Source organism: Methylovulum psychrotolerans (assembly GCF_002923755.1).
In the GTDB taxonomy this organism is placed as follows: Bacteria; Pseudomonadota; Gammaproteobacteria; order Methylococcales; family Methylomonadaceae; genus Methylovulum; species Methylovulum psychrotolerans.
This window is the reverse complement of record NZ_PGFZ01000001.1, coordinates 202,588-225,238: the sequence shown is the minus strand read 5'-3', so window position 1 is coordinate 225,238 and position 22,651 is coordinate 202,588. Positions and strand designations below refer to the sequence as shown.

Genomic DNA, 22,651 nt, shown 5'->3' with positions numbered 1-22,651 from the left:
GCCAAAGCCAAGGCGGAAGCCGCCGAAGCGGCCAAGGCCGAAAAAGCCGAAGCTGCTGCTAAGGCCAAAGCCGAGGCCGCCGCCAAAGCCAAGGCGGAAGCCGCCGAAGCGGCCAAGGCCGAAAAAGCCGAAGCCGCCGCTAAGGCCAAAGCCGAGGCTGCCGCCAAAGCCAAGGCGGAAGCTGCCGAAGCCGCCAAGGCCGAAAAGGCCGAGGCCGCCGCTAAGGCCAAAGCCGAGGCTGCCGCCAAAGCCAAGGCGGAAGCCGCTGAAAAAGCTAAGGCCGAAGCTGCCGAAAAAGCCAAAGCCGAAGCCGCTGAAAAAGCTAAGGCCGAAGCTGCCGCTAAAACCAAGGCAGAAGCCGAGGCCAAAGCGAAAGCCGAAGCCGCCGAAAAAGCCAAGGCCGAAGCGGCGGCTAAAGCCAAGGCGGAAGCCGAAGCTAAGGCCAAAGCGGAAGCTGCCGCTAAAGCCGCTGCCAAAGCTAAGGCAGAAGCCGAATTAGCAGGTATAATCAAACAATTGCAACAAAAAGTGGAAAGGAGTTGGATACGTCCGCCCGACGCGGCGGCAGGCTTGCATTGCACAATACAAGTACGGCTGACCCCTAGTGGGGAAGTCCTCGATGCCGAAGTCATTTCCAGCAGTGGTGACGAAATGTTCGACAACTCGGCGATTAACGCCGTTAACCGTGCCTCGCCGTTGCCCGTATCGAAAGACCCGGAAGTATTTGCCAAACATTTTAGACCACTGACCTTTAAATTTAACCCCTGATACCCCGTTACCCATGACGAACCACGATCTTAAAAACAGAGGCCAACGCATGACTTTTTTAAAAAATCTCGCCTTGCTCGCGCTGTGCAGCTTAAGCATCAGCACTAGCTACGCCGCCCTGACCATCGAAGTCACTGGCGGCACCGAAAGCGCCCTGCCCGTCGCCGTCGTGCCGTTTGCCGCCACCGCCGCCCCCGTCGACATCAGCAGCATCGTCAACGCCGACCTCGAACGTAGCGGCTACTTTAAAATGATGGCGCAACAAAACATGCAAAGCCTGCCCAATAGCGCCGCGCAAGTGAACTACAAAGAATGGCAATCGCTGATGCAAGACTACCTCGTGGTCGGCAAAGTCAACAACAACGGCGGCCAATACGACGTGCAGTTCCAATTGCTCAATGTCAACAAAGGCGGGCAAATGCTCGGCTACAAAATGAGCTCTTCCGCCAACGACCTGCGCCGCACCGCCCACCACATCAGCGACTTGATTTTTGAAAAGCTCACCGGCAAAAAAAGCGTGTTCAGTGGCCGCATCGCCTACATCACCAGCGGCGGCAAACAAAACCACCAACTGCAAGTCGCCGATGCCGACGGCTTTAACCCGCAGACCGTCGCCTCATCGCGCGAACCGTTAATGTCGCCCGCTTGGTCGCCCGACGGCAAACGCTTGGCCTACGTCTCATTTGAGCGGCACTCGGCGGCAATTTATATCCAAACCTTAGCCAGCGGCCAACGCGAACGCGTCGCCGAATTCCCCGGCATTAACGGCGCACCGTCCTGGTCGCCCGACGGCACCCGCTTAGCGCTGACCTTATCTAAAGACGGCAGCCCCGACATCTTCGTCCTCGACTTAGGCTCCCGCTCCTTGACCAGACTGTCCAAAAGCACCGCCATCGACACCGAACCGACTTGGTCGCCCGACGGCAGCGCCGTGGTGTTCACCTCCGACCGGGGCGGCAAACCCCAGTTGTACATGGTCTCCAGCCGGGGCGGCGACGAAAAACGCATCACCTTTTCCGGCGACTATAATGCCCGCGCCAGCTTCTCCCCTGACGGCAGAAGCTTGGCAATGGTACACGGCGGCAAGGGCGGCTACCGCATCGCCGTCATGGACATGGCCAGCCGCGGCATCAACGTGCTGACCGCCGGGCCTTCCGACGAATCGCCCAGCTTCGCCCCCAACGGCACGATGATTTTATATGCCTCGAAAAAAGGCGGCGCCGGCTTCTTATCGGCAGTGTCAGTCGATGGTAAAATGCAACAAAAGCTGCAATTTACCAACGGCGAAGTCCGCGAACCCGCTTGGTCGCCGCAGTAAAGAAAACAACCTAACAACGTAGGTCGGGCAAGCGGTTCTGCCCGACATGCCAGCGTTAATGGCAGGCAAGCTTAACGTTTTTACCTATACCCTGTAGGCCATTCAATTAGGAACGGGTATGAAATAAAACCTGTTATACAGGCGAAAGTACAGCAACCCCCTCCCAACCTCCCCCTTGCCAGGGGGAGGGGCATTTTCCCCCTAATTTTCGCTTGTACGAGGGGAAGCCGTTTGCTCCCACCCCTGCCAAGGGGAGGGCTGGGGTGGGGTTTAACACGCTGTGCTGCAATGGAACGCCCACTTAATTTTATGCACGTTCCTTAAACCCCAAGCTGACGCTTACGGATTCTAAGCCGGGCGGGCAATAGGTAAAGCCCCCATAAATTCCCAAAACCTCTAAACCTGGAAAACACCACCATGAAACTAACCCACACCGTTTTAGTATTAGCCATCAGCACCCTGCTCTTGACGGCTTGCGCGGACACTGACGATAAAAACACCGACCTGCTAAAAGGCGACCAAACCAGCGGCATCGGCGATGCCTCCACCAGCGGCCTCAATGGCGACAGCAGCCTCAACGGCAGCGAAATGGGCGGCTCCGGTTCCGGCTATGGCGCGAACGGCGGCTATGGTGACGGCGCCGCCAGCTTAGGCCCCGAATTCAGCGACCCCAGCAACCCACTGTCCAAACGCACCATCTACTTCATGCTCGACAGTTTCCAAATCCAACAAGACTTTGTCCCCGTCATCGCCGCCCATGCCCAATACCTATTGGCCAACCCTTCCCAGCACATCACCCTGGAAGGCCATGGCGACGAGCGCGGCTCGCGTGAATACAACGTCGCCTTAGGTGAGCAACGCGCCAAATCCGTCGCCAGCATCCTAAAAATCCAAGGCGTATCCGAAAGCCAAATCGGTGTCGTCAGCTACGGCGAAGAAAAACCCGCCGCCATGGGCAGCGACGAAGCCGCGTGGGAACTCAACCGCCGCGTCGAAATCAACTATCAAGGTAAATAAATGAACAAACGCCTCGTTATTCTCTTAGCAGCGTACTGCGGCCTAAACAGCCCCGTACAGGCATTGCCGGAAGTGATCGACAACTCCGCCTACCCGCCCTCAGCGGCGGCAGCGGCTAATAACATCGCCCCCTCGCCTTCCACCAGCTCCCTAATGGAAATGACGGGGCGTTTGGAACAACTACAAACCGAAGTCCAACAACTCACCGGAAAAGTAGAAGAACAAGCCAACACCATCGCCGAACTGAAAAAACAGCAAAAAGCCCGGCTCGGCGACGTAGAAGACCGCCTGCAAAGCCTAGAAGGTAAAGGCACAAGCGGCGCTAGTGCCGACACGCCCGCGCCCGAAGCCCCCGCCAGCGATGTCGGCACATCCGCGCCCGCCGCCGAACCGGCGCCGCCGCATGTCGCGGATACCCCACGCACCCCCATCGACGCGACCCCGCCCGCCGCCGCGCCCGTACCCGCCGCACCTGTTGCCAAAACACCCGCCCCCGTCGTTTCCGATGCCGAAAACGCCGCCTACAAAAGCGCCTACCTTGCCCTCAGAAGCGGCCATACCGACGAGGCCATCAGCGGCTTTAACAACTACCTGACCACCTATCCCAACAGCGGCTTAGCGGGTAACGCCCAATACTGGCTAGGTGAAGCCTACTTGGTCAAAAAAGACCCCGAAACCGCCAAACAGGCCTTTAGCAACGTCGGCAAAAGCTACCCGAACAGCGCCAAACAAGCCGATGCCCTGTACATGCTCGGTAAAATCGAACTCGACCAAAACCACACCGACAAGGCCCGCGACTACCTGACCCAAGTCACCAGCCAATACCCCAACACCACCGCCGCACGGGCGGCCACCAAAAAACTGCTCACCCTCAACATCAGCCAATAATTGTGGACACCACCTTACGCATCACCGAAATTTTCCACTCGCTGCAAGGCGAGGCCAACACCGTCGGCCTGCCGACCGTGTTCGTCCGCCTGACGGGTTGCCCCTTACGCTGTGTTTACTGCGACACCGCCTACGCCTTTACGGGCGGACAAAAAACCACCCTCAGCACCATCCTTGCCCAAGTCGCCGCCTACCAATGCCGCCACGTCACCGTCACTGGCGGCGAACCCCTCGCGCAACCCGCGTGCCTAGACTTGCTCCGCCACCTCGCCGACCAAGGCTACCACGTCTCCCTAGAGACCAGCGGTGCCCTTGACGTGTCCGGCGTAGACCCGCGCATCGTCAAAGTCATGGACTTAAAAACCCCCAGCTCCGGCGAACTGGACAAAAACCTCTACAGCAACATCGCCCACCTCACGCCCCAAGACCAAGTGAAATTTGTCATCGGCGACGACGGGGATTACCAATGGTCAAAAGCCATCATGGCCGAACACGCCCTCGCCGAGCGGTGCCAACTGTTGTTCTCGCCCATCGCCGGACAACAAAACCCCACCGAACTGGCCGAAAAAATCCTCCGTGACCGTTTGCCCGTGCGTTTCCAAATCCAACTCCATAAATTGCTGTGGAACGATGCCCAAGGCAAATAAAAGCGTATAATTGGCGGGCGTTTTATGGATAGCGATACCGCCACTTAGGAATGTGCATGAAATAAACTCGAAAGCACAACAACCCCTTGGGCGTTTTTCCTTTGATTTTCGCCTATATAACAGGGTAAGACATAAACTCCCTCCCCTGCGAAGGGCGACTGCATGGATGCAGGAGGTAGAGCAACGCAGGAGCGGTTGCCGAGAGAGCTGGGGTGGGGTTTAACACGCAGAGACGTAATGGAACGCCGACTATATTTCATGCACGTTCCTTAAGCGACAGAGAACGGCACACAAGAGTCTTCAGCCTTTGCACGATAGGCCTAAAACCGCACCAACTACCGTTCTGCCCCCAACCCCCCGATTATCACCCAACAGCCACAGCCCAACACCCAAAACACCCATGCAAAAACACGCCATCGTCCTGCTCTCAGGCGGACTAGACTCCATCACCACCCTCGCCCTCGCCCAACAACAAGGCTTTGCCTGCTACGCCCTCAGCTTCGACTACGGGCAACGCCACAACGCCGAACTGCTCGCCGCCAGCCAAATCGCCAAAGACTACCAAGTCCTCGACCACAAAATCATCAGCCTAGGCCTCGGTGCCATCGGCGGCTCCGCGCTCACCGACGACCACATCGCCGTACCCGACAGCCTCCAACCCGGCATCCCCGTCACCTACGTCCCCGCCCGCAACACCATCTTCCTCTCGTTCGCGCTAGGCTGGGCGGAAGTTTTGAAACTGCAAGACATCTTCATCGGTGTCAACGCCGTCGATTACTCCGGCTACCCCGACTGCCGCCCCGAATTCATCAACGCCTTCCAAAACCTCGCCAACCTGGCGACCAAAGCGGGCGTAGAAGGCGAACGTTTCACCATCCACACGCCCCTAATTTCCCTAAGCAAAGGCGAAATTATCCGCCAAGGCACCCGCCTAGGCGTAGACTACAGCCGCACCGTCTCCTGCTACAGCGCCGACCCCCAAGGCCACGCCTGCGGCATCTGCGACGCCTGCCGCCTAAGAAAAACCGGCTTCCAAGAAGCCGGCCTTAACGACCCCACCCGTTACCAATAAAAAAAGTGAAAAAAAGCTTGCCAAACGCGTACAATTCACTATAATAGTCTTTCTTTGTTGGGTCGCTAGCTCAGCCGGTAGAGCACCGCACTTTTAATGCGATGGTCATGCGTTCGAATCGCATGCGACCCACCATTCAACATTTTGAAATAAAAGGCCTTTTAAGGATAATTAGGCTTCGGTAACTGTGTACTAAACCATCGACTACAGCGATTTTATAGGTAGTCTTGTTTTTTACCCTCAAGTCGAGGATGCACAGATGCTAAATTTCCATATCATCAAAGTTATCTTAAAAAACGGCGAAGCCCGTTATCGAACCATCCTTACCAAGTCTGGTAAAGGCATCAAAACAAAAACATTCAGACGCAAACAAGATGCCCGCACATGGGGAAACCGTTCCGTTTTGGATGCCCAAGAGTACGAAGCCAAAGGCATCAAACCCTGCACCGTCAAATTTAGCCGTTTGGCTGATGAATATATGCAGTGGTGGACAGGCAAAGACCATGACAGGGTACGGCTTGTTTTATGGTGGGAACAACGCCTAGGCAAAATCCTACTGTCAGACATCACGCCGGAACTTATCCGCGACACCCTCAAGCCCAAAAAATCCCAAGCCCCCGCAACCTATAACAAACACCTTGCCGTGTTGTCCGCTATTCTCGATTACGCCACCCTACAACAAGAGGATGATAGCATTCTGGAGCAATATCTTGATGACAACCCCTGCAAGCGCGTCCGTTCCCTTAAAGTCGATAACAAAATTGTCCGTTATTTGTCTGACGAGGAAAAACCCCGTTTGCTGAAAGCGGCCAAAGCCATCGGCGGCAAGTTTTACCTGAAAGTCCTAATGGCATTGACCACGGGGATGCGCAAAGGTGAATTGGATAAGCTACGCTGGAACGATATAGACTTTGAAAAAGGCTTGGCCATACTTTCCGACACCAAAAACGGCACACCTCGCCACACCCCCATTCCTGGCGTTATAGTGGACGAAATCAAAAAACATCGGGAAGTCGGCAACGGTCTGCTATTCCCTTCCAGCACCGACACAAGCAAGCCTTTCGATTATAAAAAGCAATGGGCAAACTGCCTGAAAGCGGCCAATATCCAAAAATTCAGGTGGCATGATATGCGTCATGACACCGCCTCGACACTGGCGCGTGATGGCAGGACGATGAAAGAGATCGCCGAGATTTTGGGGCATAAGAGCTTAGCCAGCACTGACCGCTACACGCATTTGTCAACGGCGCATAAATCCCAAGTGCTGAATGATACGATGGCGAAGGCCATAAATCTTTAGGCCAATCCAAAAAGCAAAAAATCGAAGATGTTATCTGGCTAATTCTAAAATAATGAATCACATTTTGATTTGGGGGAATGAATTGGTTGAAAAAATAGTAGATATATTATTAAAAGCACTAGAGCAAATAACTGCAAAAATAGAATTTCATTTAGCTGCGCATCAAAAGCAACAAGACAATATTGATTCATTACTCATCATTCATGAAGAGAAGCTTAGAGAAATTGACATGCTCATATCAGCAATACCTTGCGATTTTGACTTATGTGAAATAAAAATTAAGGAATTTAATGAATCCCAAGAACTTGTAAATGAGCAGATAGCCTTAGGCGATGAAATGTATATCACTATTCTTAAACAACAGTTAAGCATGGTTTTTTTTTACGAGCAAGCAGCGCGACTAACCTTCAATGTCAATAAAGCAGTAAATAATTACAATGAAGCGATAATTGAACTCCAACGCGCTAATATCGCCAAATATAGGGCTGGCCCCAAAAAGAAATCTTTAGCCAGCCAACAAAAATGGTCTTTAGCTAGGGAATATTTTGTTGAAGAAATTCCAAAACATTCAACTTTGAAAAAAGCTAGAAAAGCCGCCGCCCAAAGAGCCGGAATCGTTGTTGAAGAAAGGCAATTAGTAAAAATGCTACCCAAACCGCGATAAAATTTATGCACTATTGCAGTAAGACATGTCACACTGCAATACGACAATTTTATAATTTATTCACCCTCATACAATAGCCTCACGATGTTTACTAACCCGTGAGGCTTTTTTATGACCGATACCCCCACCAACACGACCTTGGGCGACTTCTGCCCAAAACACACATTTGCCACCCACCCCGACAATCCGCTGAAAGAATCGGAATTTAACTGGCTGTTCAAAAACCGCGAAGCTAACGGCTTTAAGGATGCTTTTGTCAAAGTCACTGCCAGAAACTTTCTGGTGCATATCCCGACGTTTATCCAGTGCTTAGCCGAACGTAGGGGCGCGTGATACTAAAAACCATCCGCCCTATGCAATCGGCCACTCGTTTGGATAACGAGGCACAGATGGCCGTTTTCGCATACCAAATGCGGATAACCTTTAGCAATCTCAAGACCTACAGCAAAAAGCTACAGTGAATTTATTGCCGGGTAACATGAAAGCCCGCATGGCACTTAATTAATGCGGGGCATTGTTTGAATGCAATATTTCATTAAAGGGACACTACCCTTTTTTAGGGATGGTTAACGGATGGCAACTAAAAGACAAAAAGTAACCGGACGGAAAGAAAGCGGTAGTTTTGCGGCGAAACCCCATCATATCTTTAGGGCGGACTGCAAAACCGGAACCCCCTCCCCGGCTTCGGTATTGAGCCACATGGCGGCAAATATGCTGGACAACCTTACCGCCCAATTGAACGGCAGCAATAACGGCGACTTGTCCGCCGCACCTAAAATTATGAAATTGTACGGCTGGAATTCGCAAGGCTCAGTGCATAAGGCTTTAACTGAACTGTTGGCCTTGGGATTTATTGAGCAAACCCGACAAGGCGGTAAAAACCAATGCTCACTTTATGCGGTCACTTGGCTAGCCATTGATGACTGCAAAGGCAAATTGGATGTGTCGCCCACAAAGGTGGCATCAAACCTATGGAAACCGGGCAACACCGACAAAATTGATCCCCGCTTCCTTAAATCATGGCAGGAGCTACAGCAAAAGAAGAGCCGACCTAGCAAGTCGCCAAAATTGAAAACAGTTGCCACCATAAGGACAAATGTTGTCGCTATAAGGACAAGTCAGTAAATCATGGGCGGCAAGTTTGCCTAAACTGTTCACCATGAGGACAAGTCAGAGCCTTTTTAAGCGGTTTTGTTGTCACTATGAGGACAGCTTTATAGATATACCATCCCTAGGGGCAATTCAAGGCACGGCACACACAATAAAATGACCATAGGCTTGCTGGCGGTCACGGTGGATTATGCGATGGATGCACGGGCGGCTTAAAGGTGCGTTGGTGAAAGCCACCATCAGACGGGCATTTTCTGGCGATAGTTGGCTATTGATAGTTTGCTTTAGGTTTGCCCCTAATTTCTGGCAAAAGCCCCGCGTGGCGTGGCCTGTAGCCGTTTTTACAGGCCGCAAAGTTTGCCCACAAAGTTTGTTTTTAGACATAGCTTAGTGCGGCAAAACTTAGGCGCAGCGCATATTAAGCGGCCTTAATGCCTATTTAATACGCATTTATGGCGTAAACCGAAGGCCTAGGCCGCACCCCTTGGGGCAACTATAACGAATCGTTATGGTTGGACGAGTGGCTAATAGGGCGGGCGTTTCGCCTATCCATAATAGGTACTGGCGCGACGGCTAACCAATGACGCTTTAATATCTTAAACGGCAGGGTAATTTAAGATATTAAACACAATAGAATAACTTAACATTTAATATATTAAATAGGCAGTATTATGAGTTACGATGGCAAAGACAGGTTAGGTAAAGCCTTGGCGGCTTTGTATGGCTGTTCGGCCAAGAACAACAACAAGATAGCCAAACTGATTAAGCAAGCCAGGGACGCGCTAAGCGTGACCTGTAACCCCAAGCATTTGCCGGATGATGTAAAGCTGGAGATATACCGCTGGCACGTTGACCGGACAAGTGCCGCTACCGCCATACAAACAGACATTGTGGGCGACACCTTGGGCGACACGCCCCTAACCCAAGCGGAGCCGCTAGCGGATGTTGTCGGGGTTCAGGTTCCACCATTGGTGGAGGGTGCTGACCGTGAGGCGATACCGGAACCCGAAGCAAATGCCCTTGCACCGGCTATTGAAGCCACGGGAGCTATTGAGTCCGTCCAGATCATGCCCGACCCAAGCGACCAACGGGAATTGCCACCCGTTAGCCTTGTTCAAGATATTAAACAGACAGCCCAACCACTAGCCGACACCACCGACGAAGCGGCCAAGCCAAGTGACGGCGCAGGGATTTTATTGCCCGGTGATGCCGTTCAAGATATTAAACGGGATAACGCCATTTATGATGTTAAACACAATAGCCCCATTCAAGATGTTAAACAGGATGCCCCACCGATTGACGACGGCACGGGGCCTGATGACTACGCGCAGGTGCATTTCGCCCTGACCGTCATATACGGCGAACAAGCCAAGCGCACGACCGTTATGCTGGAAGGCTATCTGGTGAAGGCGTTACAACGTAAATACCGCCTAGGCGACAACAAGGCCATCAGGGTATGGATAGAACGGGCCATTAAGGCCGATAGCGGGCGGTTTGACGGTAACGCGCCGCTGACCAAGCAAGTGAAGCGCATTATTGTCGAATCGTTTGTTTAATCGATATTTGACCGCACCGCCCTAGCTGGAGCAAAGCAAGCGATAAGGCGGCGACAAAAAGCAACAGGAACGCAACAGGCCTATATCACTAATTGCTTTAACTTCTAGCCTGTTGCCGTTATTTGCAACAAAAATGCAACAGCAAATACAGTGACGGCAAGGTGACGCTGGTAAAGCCCAATCGTTGCCATTGCCTTGTTCCTGACAAAACCGGATAAACAAATCATTAACCGAGCCACTCAAGCCTTTAATTGTTGTGAACTCTGGCGGCATCATTTACCGCAACAAAACCCAATGCTGGCGCGGCTTAAGGCAACATTTACCGCATTTTCCACAGGCGTGGTGTCTCAACTGATTACAGATAGGGCGCGGGTCAAACAAGGATTTGTCTCATTGCCTGGCCCTGTTCAGAACGTGACCGACATCGTGACCACTGGAGTCCAGTACAGACAAGGCCTAGCGGCTCATGATGACCGGACTGTGATCGCCGGACAAGGCATAGCCATGAAACAATTTGGGCATATCCGGTAAGCAGTTAAAAACCCATTTTTGGAGCTGTTACTTTTGCGGGGTTATCCGGTTTTGGTTTCCAATGATGCAACAGCAAAACCCAGATACGGCGCGGCTTTGAAGGTTATTTGCAACAGTAAAAAGCATTTTTAAGTTTACAGCTTTAGTCAATGGATTATTAGCAAACGAAACTGATACACCGCCGAAAGCCTTGGAAGCGATCAACAGGGGCAAGGCCATCCGAATAAATTGCCACGTCTAATCCCTTCACGCCGAACGTATACCGAAGCAGGAACGGGCGGGCTTACCACCTGACAAACCCGTCCGCAACGGTTGCGCTTAATTTTGAAATACATAATTTAACATAATGCCCGTTATGCGAAGTTATTTATGAAACCCATAAATAACTTGACTTTCAGGAATGCAGGGACGGCGCGGCCTGTAGCAGTTTTTGGGTTCCCATAAAATAAATTGACAACAATCACTAATTATGAAATACAATAATTGCTAATCCAGCCGCCGACCGGGCGCAACGGTTGCGGCGACCGCCAATAAACTTTTGAGGAACGACACGATGGAACCCAAGAAGACACGCGCCAAAGGCGCGGGCAGAAAGCCGTTACAGCCCGAAGACAGAGCAAAAAGCATGTCCATCCGCCTGACAGCGGCGCAGCATAAGAAGTTTTTGGAGCTGGGCGGCATCGTCTGGCTAAGGCAACAGATCGACAAGGCCGAGAATGGCGATTGAGCCGGAAAGCAGGGGCATAGGATTTGGAAAGCGACCGGAATTGCCACTATAAACAAGCCGCCTTCGGGCGGTTTTTTTTGTGCCTGAAATTTGGCAAGGGGTGCGGCTTTATTGTGGCGTGTTGCCGCGTTTTATTTTGAACTGTTACAAAATTGCGCCATTATAAATAGCCCGATGATGATTGCCGTTAAATCAGCTATAATTTTAACAAGCGTTATAGTGTGTTGCCCCAGAATTCCATAGGGGTTTAGCCAAAATATCAGTCCGCCACTGGCTTTTTAGCCCTGATTGCCTGCCATTCCCTACCCCACCAACAAAATCTAAAGGACTAAACCTAGACCATGCCCTTACTCGACTGGTTAAACAAACAGGACGCGGTGCGCACTGTGCAAAAAGTACCTTACCGCTTGCTGGAAGCCGTGCCGGAACTTAGCGCGGGCGATCCCGACACCGAAAATATGCTAATCCAAGGCGATAACCTACAAGCCTTAAAAGCTTTGTTGCCGCTGTATGCAGGCAAGGTGAAATGTATCTATATTGACCCGCCTTACAATATAGGTTCTGCATTTACTCATTACGACGACAATTTGGAGCATTCGCTATGGTTAAGCCTAATGTACCCACGTTTAGAATTATTACGCGAATTACTGGCAGAAGACGGCAGCATCTGGGTGTCGATAGACGATCGTGAAGCGCATTATCTAAAGGTGATGATGGATGAAGTGTTTGGGCGAGGAAATTTTATAGCTTCAAATATTTGGCAAAAAAGGTATTCAAGAGAAAATCGTGAAGCAATTGGAGATGTACACGAATATCTTTTTGTTTATGCTAAACATCCTAATATTTTTAAACAAAATCGTAACTTAGTTCCATTAACCGAATTGCAAGCGAAAGTTTACAAAAACCCTAATAACGATCCACTTGGTCGTTGGCGACCTATTCCAATGACTGCACAAGAAGGACATGCAACATCAGAACAATTTTATGAGGTTATAACACCATCAGGAAAAAGTTATCGTCCACCGGAAGGTCGTTGCTGGGGTATTGCCCGTGCAACTTACGAAAAACTTTTATCCGAAAACAGAATTTATTTTGGTAAAAAAGGTGATGCGCAGCCTAATATTATTAGATACCTGTCCGAAGTATCTGGTGTCGCCCCTTGGACGTGGTGGCCTTCCGATGAAGTTGGACATACTGATGAATCAAAAAAGGAAATTCACAGTCTTTTTGGAAAAACGGCAGCATTTGAAAGCCCAAAACCCGAACGCTTAATTCAACGTATTTTACATATTGCCACCAACTCCAACGACCTTATCCTAGATAGTTTCCTAGGTTCAGGCACAACCGCCGCCGTAGCGCACAAAATGGGACGGCGTTATATCGGCATCGAAATGGGCGACCATGCCCAAACCCATTGCCAGCCGCGTTTAAAAAAAGTGGTTGAAGGCGAACAGGGCGGCATTTCCGAAGCGGTGGGCTGGCAAGGCGGTGGCGGTTTCCATTATTTCCGCTTGGGCGAAACCATTTTTGATGAATATGGATTAATCCATCCCAACGTGCGCTTTGCCGCACTGGCGGCACATCTTTGGTTTTGTGAAACCCGTACCCCGTTACCAAAGGTTGCCGATACGCCATTGCTGGGCATCCATAACGACACTGCCTATTATTTGCTCTATAACGGCATTTTGGGCGACCGTAGGCCACAAAGCGGTAATGTTTTGACCCAAGCAGTGTTGGACATATTGCCCGCATATAAGGGGCGCAAAACCATTTATGGTGAAGCAAGCCGCTTTGGCAAGCCGCGTTTGGACGCGGAGCATATCCTCTTTAAACAAATTCCCTATGATGTGAAGGGGTCGTGATGTTTGAATTAAAGGATTATCAGAACCGTGCCTTAACCGCGTTGGCTGAGTTTTTAACCGAAGCCAAAAGCGGCACGGTTGCCGAAGCGTTTGCTGACAGCCAAGTTCGACAAGCGTTAGAGCCTATACCTTACCGTCATTATAATTTTGGCGAAATGCCTTATGTGTGCTTGCGTTTGCCGACTGGCGGCGGAAAAACCGTGCTGGCTTCGTACAGTGTCAGTGTGGTGCAAAAAACCTACCTAGAGCAAGATTTCCCCATTGTTTTGTGGCTGGTTCCGACCAACACCATCCGCGAACAAACATTGGGCGCATTAAAAACAGTCGGACACCCTTATCGGCAAGCCTTAGAAACCGAATTCGGCTTGGACAAACTACGGGTGTTTGATGTTGGCGAGGTGATGCAAATTCAACGCCACGAGATAGGCCGGAAAACCTTGCTGATAGTGGCCACGTTGGCGGCGTTGCGGGTGGAAGACACCAGCGGACGGAAGGTGTATGCGTACCATGAAGATTTTGAGCCGCATTTTGCTGGCATAACCGACCCTGATGGCCGTTTAGATCGCGTTAGCGAAAAAGACTTACAGGAAAATGGCTTGCAGCCTGGGGATATTGGCAAAATCAAAGCTTCATTTGCCAATTTATTGGCCTTGCACCAGCCCTTGGTGATTATGGACGAGGCGCATAACGCGCGTACAAAATTGACCTTTGACACCTTAAAGCGACTGCATCCGGCCTGTATTGTCGAGTTTACCGCAACCCCGGATTTTAGCCAAACTTCGGCCTCCAATGTCTTGTACCGCTGTTCGGCTTCGGAACTGAAAGCCGAAAACATGATCAAGTTGCCGATTGTGCTGACCGAGCATAAAAATTGGCAAGCGGCGGTGCAGGATGCGGTGCTGGAAGGCAAAAAGCTGGCGTTGGCGGCGCAACAGGAAAGCGATTTTGTCCGGCCTATCGTGCTGTTTCAAGCCGATGCCAAAAACGGCGAGGTTCCCGTTGAGGCACTAAAAGCCCATTTAATCGAACAACTGCATGTTGACGAGCGGGAAATTGCCATTGCCACGGGTAAGCAACGGGAATTGGATGGCCTGAACTTGTTTGCACGGGATTGCCTGATCAAGTACATCATCACTATCGAGGCCTTAAAAGAAGGCTGGGACTGTTCGTTTGCTTATGTGTTTTGTTCGGTCAAAGATGTAAAATCCAGTAAGGATGCCGAACAGTTGTTAGGGCGGGTGTTGCGTATGCCTTATGCCACACGCCGTAACAGCGAGGCGTTAAATCGTGCTTATGCCCATTTGGCTTCACCGGATTTTTCCGTGGTAGCTAAGCAATTGACCGACAAGCTGATAGAAATGGGTTTTGAAGCGTTGGAAGCCGTTGCCAATATCACCCAAGGCCATCCGAACCAAGGGGATGTGTTTACAGGCGAAGACGGGCAAGCATGTACTGGCGGGCGGGAAATGCCGACTTTGCGTTTTGTAACGGCCACCGTACCGGATTTAGGCTTAACAACGGCAAATCATGTGGTCATTACGCCAACAGCGGACAACGCATTTGCTATTGAGGTTAGAGGCGAGGTATCCCCGGAAACCAAGGCGCAATTGCTGAAAGCGACAACAGGCACTCAAAAACAACAATTGAATGCCCAGATCGACCAGCATAATATGCGCATAGCTGTTGCCCGCGCCCCTTCGCAAAATGGTAAGACCTTCGCACCGATACCCTTGCTTTGCCACAAGCAGGGAGAGCTTTGGGAGCTGTTGGACACCGATGCCTATTTGCATTGGCGGAGTGAATGGTCATTGCTGGATTTTCCGGCGGAATTACCGAATTTTAACTTGGTGCAAACCGCACATACCTTTGAAGTAGATATGGACGGCAAAAAATTGACTTACCGTTTGGCCGACCAAAACCAGCCGTATAACCTCGATTGGGTAGATGGGGGCCATACTGACAATGACTTGCTGTTTTGGCTGGAGCCGCAAGTCCGACAAATTGGCTTGCTTCCCGCGCAATTACGCGCTTTTTTAGTCAGGCTAATTGCCTACCTGACCAAATCACGGGGCTTGCCGTTAACGGGGCTGATCCGTTGCAAATATAGCTTGGCACGGGCAGTACGCGAACAAATCGACAGCTATCGGCAACAAGCGGCGGCAAAGGGATTCAATTATGCCTTGTTTGATGAAGATGACAGCTTGGAAACCCGTTTTGACCATGTGATGGAGTTTTTACCCGGCTATTATCCGGCAAGGCCACCTTTTTATCAGGGACGTTATCAGTTTTCTAAGCATTTTTACCCTGAAATCGAAGATTTGAAAGAAGACGGCGAAGAGTTTGAGTGCGCCAAACTGATTGATTGCCACCCGAAGGTTAAATATTGGATTAGGAATTTGGTCAACCGGGATAATGCTTCGTTACGTTTACCCTTGGCAAAAAACTGGTTTTACCCTGATTTTGTCGTGGAATTGTTGGATGGCAGGTCGTTGGTCATTGAGTACAAAGGCAAGGTGTATGTAACCAATGATGATTCCAGAGAAAAACGCGCGATCGGTGAAGCATGGGCCAAGAAAAGCGGCGGACGCTGTTTGTTTTTGATGGCGGAAAAGAAAAATGCCCAAGGCCTAGGGGTTTTTCAACAGCTTGATGGGGTGATTGGTTTGTAATGCAATGCAATGCAATTCATGTTTAATTAATCGTTTTTTTGGCTAAGGATAATCCCAGTTTTATGAATATTGATTCCATAATCCCACAAGCCCAACACTTTCCTATTGAATGTATTGATAATAACGCTTGGCTATCTCAGGAGCAATTAGGCACAAAAGCTAAGTTTTGGTTATGCACCGAAAGCGACAATTGCACCGAAAGCGACAATAATGATGATAAAAATTCAGACCCACCCCCGCCTCGTCTATTCAAAATTGGTCGCCCTAATACTGGTGAAAACTGGGCAGAAAAAATCACCTGTGAACTATGCGCCTTACTGGGTTTACCTCATGCCCATTATGAGTTGGCCGTATGGAGACGGCAAAAAGGCGTGTTAACTGAAAGTTTTGTTCCGCGAAATGGCCGCTTGGTGCTAGGTAACGAATTGTTGTCGGCAATTCATACCAATTACCCCGCATCACAGAATTATAAAGTTACAGACCATACTTTCGGACGTATTTTCAACTATTTGAATAATGATAAAATTTTATTGCCATTTAGTTGGATGCAGCCGGGAGCAGCCATACAAGATGCCGCTGATGTTTTTGTCGGTTACCTGTTATTGGATGCTTGGATTGCCAACCAAGATCGACACCATGAAAATTGGGGCGTGATCCATTTTTGTGGCCGTATTTACTTAGCCCCGACTTTCGATCATGCAGCATCGCTGGGGCAAAATGAAACCGATGCCAAACGTCAAAGACGCTTGACCACACCCGCACCCGATCCTGGCAGCATCAACCAATTTGTAAAAAAAGCCAAATCAGCAATTTATTCAAAAAAAATTGATCAAAAACCACTATCGACAATCGAAGCTTTTGAACGAGCAGCATCTAAAAGACCGGAAGCCGCTAAGTTTTGGCTACAACAGTTAGTTGACATAAGCAAAGCACAATGTGCAAATTTATTTCAACGCCTACCCCCCGATACTGAAATCAGCCCAACGGCGATTGAGTTTGCCATGAAGCTTTTAGAATTGAACAAACAGCGTTTACTATCAGAGGCAACCTTATGAAAGCCCTTTATATTGCTTGGCAAGACCCAAAAACACGGAGCTGGCATACCGTAGGACGTTTGAGCCAAGAAAAAGACTGTTACCGTTTTGTTTACACGGCAGGAGCATTGGCTTCACCGCGCTTCCAATACCTTGGCAGAATGCACAAATTAGACCAAAACTATTGGTCACAGGAACTTTTTCCGTTGTTCAGCAACCGGATTTTGGCCAAGTCACGCCCGGAATACCCCGACTATGTCCGCTGGCTAGCACTTGAACCCACGAAAAACGCTGATCCAGTGACTTTACTTGCCCGTTCAGGTGGACAACGGGTTACAGACGGATTATGCGTATATCCAGACCCGGAAACAGACGCGGAAGGCAACATCGAGATGTTTTTTCTGAGTCACGGCTTACGCTATCTTGAGCCAGCGGCTTTGGAAAGTATTGACCGTTTGGAAACTGGTGATCGCCTAAGGTTAAGGCATGAAAATGGCAATGCCCATGATCATTTTGCTTTGTTATTGGAAACCGAAGAACCCGTGACCGTTGGCTATTGTCCGCGTTATTTAAACCGCGGCTTGCACCGTATTATGAAGGAAACTGATGTGCAACTGAACGTGGAACGAGTGAACAAAGACGCGCCAGTGCAGTTCCGTTTGCTTTGCCGTGCGGTATTTAGCCCGCCTTTAGGGGTGAAGTTGTTTGCCGATGATGAACATACCCTTTTAGGAAAGGAGGATGCGGCAGCGGCATAGAAAATGTTTAACATAACCCTCGTTCAAAACTAAAGCCCGCCTTGTGCGGGTTTTTTTATTAGCTATTTTTTCCAGAAAACTACAGTGGAAACTACAGCGGTTTATACCGCCCCATACTACTTTTACCAACTTTACACGCCTTTTAATATGCTGTATCATGCTGATTATACGGAGTTATTAGTAGTATGCAGTTGCCTAGTAGAGTTTACATTCGAACTTTTAATGCGATGGTCATGCGTTCGAATCGCATGCGACCCACCATCCAGATTCAAATAAATCAACCGCTTAGGCAACATTGCCAAGCGGTTTTTTTATGCCCGCCGTAAAATCTCCCCCATTCTTTCCACTTTGCGACGGAAAAAGAAACCCAAAAAACCAACGACATGCCACTAAAAGCAATTGAGGGAACATGGACAACATATACTTCACTCATGGGGCGAGATAGCGTGGAGTGCAAAGGTCTTTAGCCTTGCACGATGGCCTGCACCATACCCACCAGCGTTCAGCCACAACTTACTGGCGGACAAAATGCCCACACTCCCTCACACTAAAAAACCAAAAACCTGACCGCTTAAAGCATATAAACTGTTAGCTGAGCTTGAAGCAGTGAAAAACCAATGCCCCCCATTTTGAGCTTTAAACAACAGTTTTTAGCCCCCCCTATATTAGACATCTTTCCTAAATGTTGCTGACTATATAAACGTTGACAGGTTAAAATACCAAGCTTTATCCTGACCCGCGAAAAAGCCATGAAACCGTATGCCCAGTTACCCACCGACAACCCCGAAGAATACAAGCGCCTTGTCGGGCTGTCAAAGGAAGATTTCCAACACCTCAACGGCAAGCTGTGCGCTTACATCGGCGAACAAAAAGCCCTCAGCCCGCTGACCAGGCGTGGCCGGAAAGACTCCAAACTGGCGACGGAAGACCGCTTGCTTCTGACCCTTTATTACCTTCGCCATTATCCGACCCTTATAAACTTGGGGGCGGTTTTTGGCATTAGCGAGTCATATTGCCATAAGGTGTATTCGCGCACGGCCAGGATGTTGGCCAAAATTGAAAAGCTCCCCAACCGCAAGGCATTGTTGGAAGAGGGGCCGTCCGCCACCCTGATCATTGACGCGTCGGAGCAGCGCATCGAACGCCCCGTAAAAGGCCAAAAAGACTTCTACTCAGGAAAAAAAAAGCCACACGGTTAAGGCGCAACTCATCATTTGCGCGTTGACGCTCTCCATCCTCTCGGTCGTGGTCGGCAAAGGCAGTCAACATGATTTTTCGGTCTTCAAAGGATGCCGCCTGTTGCTACACCCCGATGCCTTGCTGTTGGCAGATTCGGGATACCAAGGGATGCACGGCCTCCACCAAAATTCGGTATTGCCCATCAAGAAACAAAAAGGCAAACCGCTTTCGGCGGAGGACAAAGCCCATAACAAAGCCCTTTCAAAACGGCGCGTTTTCATTGAACATGTCAACCGCCGCTGCAAGATTTTCAGGATCGTCAAGGACGTTTACCGGGGCAAACATAAAAACTACTCCCTGACATGGAGCCTGGTGGCCGCACTGGTTAACCTGAGATATGGCAACATTTAGGAAAGATGTCTATTATACTATACAATAACGTATGTTTAGCAAATATACAGAGGTTGATAGCCTTATTCGGATCTCTTAAATTTCTTATATTCATCAACAAGTTTTGGGATATCGCACGATATCTTGACAAAAAAACTGCTGCGATTGATGACTACATGTTCATAGAGTTTTCCGGCTCGCCTGATGATCTCTGTCCGATTGCTCTTGATGAACTCATATTGAAGGTAAAGCATCCGCTTATAGGACGCATTTTGAGCATCAATGTCTAGCTCGACTAGTTCACTATCAGGAACCGGAACCATGTAATTGAGCGAGATAAGCCCCAGCTTGTTATCAGGATTAGTTCGCTCATGGAGTTTGAAGGCAGAGCAGCAAGACGACTTGATGCGATCTTGGCTTGTCTTGTAGGAGGTCAGGGGGGCAAGGAATTTATGCGTATCTATTTCTAGCACGATACCTACATAAACTTTTTTGTTCTTGTAGTTGATGCCGCCATTATTGGGCACCTTTCCATCGAACTGCTGCAAAAAAGCCATGTACTCGTCTGATACTGTGTAAAACCGCATAGATACTCCTCGCCAAGACAAAAAAAAAGCGGCTTCCGCCACTTTTTTCCCCGCCTTGAGGCGACGGGAGCCTGATTTCAACTTCGCACTTGAGGTAGCGTATCACCTGATTTCAACTTCGCACTTAAAGGTAGCGTATCACCTTATGCTATAAGTATAGTGCTGCTATAGGAACATGTCAAATCAGTCTATGAGCAGGCAAACTTTGATAATGTAAGGTTACCAGAGGCGATAACACCACCAAACAGGAGACAAAAGGAACGGTAAGCCACGAATTCCAACAATGGAAGGTTTTTTAGACTATCAGCAACGCCAGAAAAAATAACGGGTTAATACTCTATAGCCAATACGATATAAATTGATGATGCCAAAAAGGCGACAGGAAGGACGGGCAGTCCTTATCGGCTTATATTGGATTAGCTATAATCAACTTAGAGCATCAAATGCCCATAAAAATAGAAACTAAATATAGTTACTATTGACATTTTATAGGAAGCATATATACTCTCTACTTTGTAAAATCAATTAGGCAGATGCCATGAAATGCAAACATAAATTCAAAACAATAAATACGATTTCTCAAAAAACACATAAAGAAGGCAGTAAAAAGTTTAAAAGTGGCTTTGAAGAAGCCAATTCTTATGGAATTAAAATTCTCGTTGCTCGGCAGCAACAATGCTTAGAATGTGGAGAAAAACGTACGACAGTTGAAATTTCGAAGCGCCAACTAGATAGTATTTATGCTGGACTATCTAAAATTCTTGAGGATGAGCAGATTGATTCAGTCTTGTCAGACACAGAAATTAATGTCCGAAATTTCTTGATTCAAACCTCTAAAGGAGAAACAAAAACACGACATGAAAAAAAGGCGATGTATAAAGAAGTTTGGCTAACCGTATATCCTTTAAGACGGTTTGGTAGAGGTAATACCAATGAAGTAGTCGAATGGATAGTTAATATCTCTAACTTCGATACAGATAATGGTCGCCCCCCTTTAAATTCACTAGTTGTTAGAGGCGATACCGGAATGCCTGGCGAATCTTGGGTAGTATGGAAAAATGATTCTGATACCCCATATACCACAGTAGAAGAAGCCCAGCAAGCATGTTGGTCTTACGAATGGAGTTAAGAATTCATATTTCTGTTTTGCCTATTGCACCCTACGGATTAGGCCTTACAGCGTTGTCCGAACCATTGCCTATTAAAAAAAGTTTATCCAGATGCGAATCAAGCAAGTAAATATTAGAAAACCCATGCTCAATAGTTGTGAATATATTATCTGAAACACATAAATCACCAGCCATCTTCATGGCTGGAAGCACTATTATCAGCCATTTTTCTGAAAACGTCTGGTTATAGCGTTCTATATTTTTTGATTTTTTTGATATGCATTCGTTAATTTCATGTATTTCTACTTCGTTAGTATTGAATATGCTTGCTTTGCCTATAATTTCAGGCATACCTGATTGTGATTTAGCAATATAAATAGATAGTCCTAGTTGGTATTGTGGAATCGGCACTATTATGCAAGATGCTATTTTTTCTTTATTTTCCTTATAATAATCTATAAAAAATTGCGTTAAATCTTTACATAACTTTTTCTTATCGCTAATTGATTAGACATCTTTCCTAAATGTTGCTGACTATATAAACGTTGACAGGTTAAAATACCAAGCTTTATCCTGACCCACCAAAAAGCCATGAAACCGTATGCCCAGCTACCCACCGACAACCCCGAAGAATACAAACGCCTTGTCGGGTTGTCAAAAGAAGATTTCCAGCACCTCAACAGCAAGCTGTGCGTTTACATCGGCGAACAAAAAGCCCTCAGCCCGTTGACAAGGCGGGGCCGGAAAGACTCCAAACTGACCACGGAAGACCGCCTGTTGCTGACCCTCTATTACCTCCGCCACTATCCGACCCTGATAAATTTGGGGGCGGTTTTTGGTATCAGCGAATCGTATTGCCATAAGGTGTATTCGCGCACGGCCAGGATGTTGGCCAAAATTGAGAAGCTCCCCAACCGTAAGGCATTGCTGGAAGAGGGGCAGTCCGCCACCCTGATCATTTATGCCCCAGAGGGTATTGACGCGTCGGAGCAGCGCATCGAACGCCCCGTAAAAGGCCAAAAAGACTTCTACTCCGGAAAAAAAAAGCCACACGGTTAAGGCGCAACTCATCATTTGCGCGTTGACGCTCTCCATCCTCTCGGTCGTGGTCGGCAAAGGCAGTCAACATGATTTTTCGGTCTTCAAAGGATGCCGCCTGTTGCTGCACCCCGACGCCCTGCTGTTGGCAGATTCGGGATACCAAAGGATGCACGGCCTCCACCAAAATTCGGTATTGCCCATCAAGAAACAAAAAGGCAAACCGCTTTCTGCGGAGGACAAAGCCCATAACAAAGCCCTTTCAAAACAGCGGGTTTTCATTGAGCATGTCAACCGCCGCTGCAAAATTTTCAGGATCGTCAAGGACGTTTACCGGGGCAAACACAAAAACTACTCCCTGACATGGAGCCTGGTGGCCGCACTGGTTAACCTGAGATATGGCAACATTTAGGAAAGATGTCTATTA

The 22,651-nt window shown here is 48.9% G+C and carries 25 protein-coding genes and 1 tRNA gene; 23 read left to right on the top strand and 3 right to left on the bottom strand.

Annotated elements, in window-relative coordinates; translation table 11 throughout:
* The 11 genes from tolA to AADEFJLK_RS01000 form a co-directional block, all read left to right on the top strand.
* Positions 1–768: cell envelope integrity protein TolA (gene tolA, locus AADEFJLK_RS25410; RefSeq protein ID WP_249027950.1), on the top strand; the 768-nt coding region annotated here is incomplete at its 5' end.
* A 49-nt stretch (positions 769–817) separates the two neighbouring features.
* Positions 818–2,086, top strand: coding sequence for a Tol-Pal system beta propeller repeat protein TolB (gene tolB / locus AADEFJLK_RS01045; protein WP_103973585.1), 1,269 nt, complete (start codon positions 818–820; stop codon positions 2,084–2,086).
* A gap of 417 nt (positions 2,087–2,503) precedes the next feature.
* Positions 2,504–3,103: a peptidoglycan-associated lipoprotein Pal gene (pal, locus tag AADEFJLK_RS01040; RefSeq protein WP_088618121.1), complete on the top strand. Its 600-nt coding sequence runs from the start codon at positions 2,504–2,506 to the stop codon at positions 3,101–3,103.
* A complete protein-coding gene (gene ybgF, locus AADEFJLK_RS01035; protein WP_103973003.1) occupies positions 3,104–3,991 on the top strand; it encodes a tol-pal system protein YbgF in 888 nt (295 codons plus the stop codon).
* On the top strand, positions 3,991–4,638 hold the full coding sequence (gene queE, locus AADEFJLK_RS01030) for a 7-carboxy-7-deazaguanine synthase QueE (protein WP_103973002.1): 648 nt from the start codon (positions 3,991–3,993) through the stop codon (positions 4,636–4,638). Before ybgF ends, queE begins: the two co-directional genes overlap by 1 nt.
* Before the next feature lie 400 nt (positions 4,639–5,038).
* Positions 5,039–5,710 carry a 7-cyano-7-deazaguanine synthase QueC gene (gene queC, locus AADEFJLK_RS01025; protein WP_103973001.1) on the top strand — a complete coding sequence of 224 codons (672 nt, stop codon included), beginning with the start codon at positions 5,039–5,041 and terminating at the stop codon, positions 5,708–5,710.
* A gap of 59 nt (positions 5,711–5,769) precedes the next feature.
* Positions 5,770–5,845: transfer RNA gene (locus AADEFJLK_RS01020), tRNA-Lys, on the top strand.
* A gap of 124 nt (positions 5,846–5,969) precedes the next feature.
* The gene (locus AADEFJLK_RS01015) at positions 5,970–7,010 is read left to right on the top strand and encodes a tyrosine-type recombinase/integrase (RefSeq protein ID WP_103973000.1); all 1,041 of its coding nucleotides are present in this window, start codon (positions 5,970–5,972) and stop codon (positions 7,008–7,010) included.
* A gap of 52 nt (positions 7,011–7,062) precedes the next feature.
* A complete protein-coding gene (locus AADEFJLK_RS01010) occupies positions 7,063–7,674 on the top strand; it encodes a hypothetical protein (protein ID WP_103972999.1) in 612 nt (203 codons plus the stop codon).
* Positions 7,675–7,785: 111 nt separating this feature from the next.
* Positions 7,786–8,007: a hypothetical protein gene (locus tag AADEFJLK_RS01005; protein WP_103972998.1), complete on the top strand. Its 222-nt coding sequence runs from the start codon at positions 7,786–7,788 to the stop codon at positions 8,005–8,007.
* 240 nt (positions 8,008–8,247) lie between these two features.
* Positions 8,248–8,799, top strand: a complete 552-nt coding sequence (locus tag AADEFJLK_RS01000) for a hypothetical protein (protein WP_211299124.1) — start codon at positions 8,248–8,250, stop codon at positions 8,797–8,799.
* Between the two features lie 117 nt (positions 8,800–8,916).
* On the opposite strand, the gene AADEFJLK_RS00995 is transcribed toward AADEFJLK_RS01000, so the two are convergent.
* Complete coding sequence (locus tag AADEFJLK_RS00995; protein ID WP_103972997.1) at positions 8,917–9,168, bottom strand: hypothetical protein; 252 nt, start codon at positions 9,166–9,168, stop codon at positions 8,917–8,919.
* A gap of 287 nt (positions 9,169–9,455) precedes the next feature.
* On the opposite strand from AADEFJLK_RS00995, the gene AADEFJLK_RS00990 reads away from it, so the two are divergent.
* The 9 genes from AADEFJLK_RS00990 (at position 9,456) to AADEFJLK_RS25400 (ending at position 19,511) form a co-directional block, all read left to right on the top strand.
* Positions 9,456–10,340, top strand: a complete 885-nt coding sequence (locus AADEFJLK_RS00990; RefSeq protein ID WP_103972996.1) for a hypothetical protein — start codon at positions 9,456–9,458, stop codon at positions 10,338–10,340.
* Between the two features lie 195 nt (positions 10,341–10,535).
* Positions 10,536–10,871, top strand: coding sequence for a hypothetical protein (locus AADEFJLK_RS00980; protein WP_146054480.1), 336 nt, complete (start codon positions 10,536–10,538; stop codon positions 10,869–10,871).
* Positions 10,872–11,424: 553 nt separating this feature from the next.
* Entirely contained in the window at positions 11,425–11,598 is a 174-nt protein-coding gene (locus tag AADEFJLK_RS24295) for a hypothetical protein (protein WP_170064998.1), read from the top strand.
* Between the two features lie 341 nt (positions 11,599–11,939).
* Positions 11,940–13,460: a site-specific DNA-methyltransferase gene (locus AADEFJLK_RS00975; protein WP_103972993.1), complete on the top strand. Its 1,521-nt coding sequence runs from the start codon at positions 11,940–11,942 to the stop codon at positions 13,458–13,460.
* Positions 13,460–16,129, top strand: a complete 2,670-nt coding sequence (locus AADEFJLK_RS00970; protein WP_103972992.1) for a DEAD/DEAH box helicase — start codon at positions 13,460–13,462, stop codon at positions 16,127–16,129. Before AADEFJLK_RS00975 ends, AADEFJLK_RS00970 begins: the two co-directional genes overlap by 1 nt.
* A 62-nt stretch (positions 16,130–16,191) precedes the next feature.
* Entirely contained in the window at positions 16,192–17,184 is a 993-nt protein-coding gene (locus tag AADEFJLK_RS00965; protein WP_103972991.1) for a HipA domain-containing protein, read from the top strand.
* The gene (locus AADEFJLK_RS00960) at positions 17,181–17,921 is read left to right on the top strand and encodes an HIRAN domain-containing protein (protein ID WP_103972990.1); all 741 of its coding nucleotides are present in this window, start codon (positions 17,181–17,183) and stop codon (positions 17,919–17,921) included. Before AADEFJLK_RS00965 ends, AADEFJLK_RS00960 begins: the two co-directional genes overlap by 4 nt.
* A gap of 749 nt (positions 17,922–18,670) precedes the next feature.
* Complete coding sequence (locus AADEFJLK_RS25405; RefSeq protein WP_249027949.1) at positions 18,671–19,120, top strand: transposase family protein; 450 nt, start codon at positions 18,671–18,673, stop codon at positions 19,118–19,120.
* Between the two features lie 10 nt (positions 19,121–19,130).
* Positions 19,131–19,511: a transposase family protein gene (locus AADEFJLK_RS25400; protein WP_346222578.1), complete on the top strand. Its 381-nt coding sequence runs from the start codon at positions 19,131–19,133 to the stop codon at positions 19,509–19,511.
* A 62-nt stretch (positions 19,512–19,573) separates the two neighbouring features.
* On the opposite strand, the gene AADEFJLK_RS00950 is transcribed toward AADEFJLK_RS25400, so the two are convergent.
* Positions 19,574–20,158 carry a type III toxin-antitoxin system ToxN/AbiQ family toxin gene (locus AADEFJLK_RS00950; protein ID WP_211299123.1) on the bottom strand — a complete coding sequence of 195 codons (585 nt, stop codon included), beginning with the start codon at positions 20,156–20,158 and terminating at the stop codon, positions 19,574–19,576.
* Between the two features lie 457 nt (positions 20,159–20,615).
* On the opposite strand from AADEFJLK_RS00950, the gene AADEFJLK_RS00945 reads away from it, so the two are divergent.
* Positions 20,616–21,206 (top strand): hypothetical protein, encoded by a 591-nt coding sequence (locus AADEFJLK_RS00945; protein WP_103972988.1) that lies wholly within the window; start codon positions 20,616–20,618, stop codon positions 21,204–21,206.
* 31 nt (positions 21,207–21,237) lie between these two features.
* On the opposite strand, the gene AADEFJLK_RS00940 is transcribed toward AADEFJLK_RS00945, so the two are convergent.
* Complete coding sequence (locus tag AADEFJLK_RS00940) at positions 21,238–21,597, bottom strand: hypothetical protein (protein WP_146054479.1); 360 nt, start codon at positions 21,595–21,597, stop codon at positions 21,238–21,240.
* Positions 21,598–21,777: 180 nt separating this feature from the next.
* Here AADEFJLK_RS00940 and AADEFJLK_RS25395 point away from each other — a divergent pair, with 180 nt between their 5' ends.
* Both AADEFJLK_RS25395 and AADEFJLK_RS25390 read left to right on the top strand, forming a co-directional pair.
* Positions 21,778–22,245, top strand: coding sequence for a transposase family protein (locus AADEFJLK_RS25395; RefSeq protein ID WP_249027948.1), 468 nt, complete (start codon positions 21,778–21,780; stop codon positions 22,243–22,245).
* Positions 22,246–22,255: 10 nt separating this feature from the next.
* On the top strand, positions 22,256–22,636 hold the full coding sequence (locus AADEFJLK_RS25390; protein ID WP_346222577.1) for a transposase family protein: 381 nt from the start codon (positions 22,256–22,258) through the stop codon (positions 22,634–22,636).
* Positions 22,637–22,651: the final 15 nt, after the last annotated feature.

Coding starts and splice junctions, on each gene's coding strand:
- tolB (WP_103973585.1), top strand. CDS start 818: ATGACTTTTTTAAAAAATCTCGCCTTGCTCGCGCTGTGCAGCTTAAGC.
- pal (WP_088618121.1), top strand. CDS start 2,504: ATGAAACTAACCCACACCGTTTTAGTATTAGCCATCAGCACCCTGCTC.
- ybgF (WP_103973003.1), top strand. CDS start 3,104: ATGAACAAACGCCTCGTTATTCTCTTAGCAGCGTACTGCGGCCTAAAC.
- queC (WP_103973001.1), top strand. CDS start 5,039: ATGCAAAAACACGCCATCGTCCTGCTCTCAGGCGGACTAGACTCCATC.
- AADEFJLK_RS01015 (WP_103973000.1), top strand. CDS start 5,970: ATGCTAAATTTCCATATCATCAAAGTTATCTTAAAAAACGGCGAAGCC.
- AADEFJLK_RS01010 (WP_103972999.1), top strand. CDS start 7,063: ATGAATCACATTTTGATTTGGGGGAATGAATTGGTTGAAAAAATAGTA.
- AADEFJLK_RS01005 (WP_103972998.1), top strand. CDS start 7,786: ATGACCGATACCCCCACCAACACGACCTTGGGCGACTTCTGCCCAAAA.
- AADEFJLK_RS01000 (WP_211299124.1), top strand. CDS start 8,248: ATGGCAACTAAAAGACAAAAAGTAACCGGACGGAAAGAAAGCGGTAGT.
- AADEFJLK_RS00995 (WP_103972997.1), bottom strand. CDS start 9,168: ATGTCTAAAAACAAACTTTGTGGGCAAACTTTGCGGCCTGTAAAAACG.
- AADEFJLK_RS00990 (WP_103972996.1), top strand. CDS start 9,456: ATGAGTTACGATGGCAAAGACAGGTTAGGTAAAGCCTTGGCGGCTTTG.
- AADEFJLK_RS24295 (WP_170064998.1), top strand. CDS start 11,425: ATGGAACCCAAGAAGACACGCGCCAAAGGCGCGGGCAGAAAGCCGTTA.
- AADEFJLK_RS00975 (WP_103972993.1), top strand. CDS start 11,940: ATGCCCTTACTCGACTGGTTAAACAAACAGGACGCGGTGCGCACTGTG.
- AADEFJLK_RS00970 (WP_103972992.1), top strand. CDS start 13,460: ATGTTTGAATTAAAGGATTATCAGAACCGTGCCTTAACCGCGTTGGCT.
- AADEFJLK_RS00965 (WP_103972991.1), top strand. CDS start 16,192: ATGAATATTGATTCCATAATCCCACAAGCCCAACACTTTCCTATTGAA.
- AADEFJLK_RS00960 (WP_103972990.1), top strand. CDS start 17,181: ATGAAAGCCCTTTATATTGCTTGGCAAGACCCAAAAACACGGAGCTGG.
- AADEFJLK_RS25405 (WP_249027949.1), top strand. CDS start 18,671: ATGAAACCGTATGCCCAGTTACCCACCGACAACCCCGAAGAATACAAG.
- AADEFJLK_RS00945 (WP_103972988.1), top strand. CDS start 20,616: ATGAAATGCAAACATAAATTCAAAACAATAAATACGATTTCTCAAAAA.
- AADEFJLK_RS25395 (WP_249027948.1), top strand. CDS start 21,778: ATGAAACCGTATGCCCAGCTACCCACCGACAACCCCGAAGAATACAAA.